Origin of the sequence: Acinetobacter sp. NIOH-H-8 (assembly GCF_046635365.1) — a bacterium.
Taxonomy (GTDB): domain Bacteria; phylum Pseudomonadota; class Gammaproteobacteria; order Pseudomonadales; family Moraxellaceae; genus Acinetobacter.
Genome location: NZ_JBHDVN010000338.1, coordinates 1 through 393 on the forward strand (window position 1 = coordinate 1; position 393 = coordinate 393).

General features: G+C 44.3%; 1 protein-coding gene. It reads left to right on the forward strand.

The window, feature by feature from the left end:
* Positions 1-138: 138 nt before the first annotated feature.
* Positions 139-393: SDR family NAD(P)-dependent oxidoreductase (locus tag ACEWB7_RS18540; RefSeq protein WP_411581166.1), on the forward strand; the 255-nt coding region annotated here is incomplete at its 3' end.

Below are 393 nucleotides of genomic sequence, written 5' to 3' on the forward strand. Positions count from 1 at the left end.
GTCCTAGGCGCTTTGTTTGGTTCCTTCTGTGCTATCTCTGTATTTATATCCCTGTTGTTTAGTGCATGGTGGTTAGTTGATTTTGTCGCACTCAGCTAACACAATAGTTCGATAACGAGTCTTACCAGAGAGTTAAAAATGGCCCATAGTGTTTTTATCACAGGCGCAAATCGTGGTATTGGTTTGAGTCTGACAGAGCTTTATCTTGAACGCGGGTGGAACGTCCACGCTACTAGCCGTAACGTCACAGACAGTGACGAACTACAACCTTTGAGAGCACGTTACTCCTCTTTGAGCTTGCATGAACTGGATGTTACTGATTACGTAAAAATCGCGTTACTTGCTCAGAGCCTGCCACCTATCGACCTTTTGATTAACAACGCTGGTTACTAC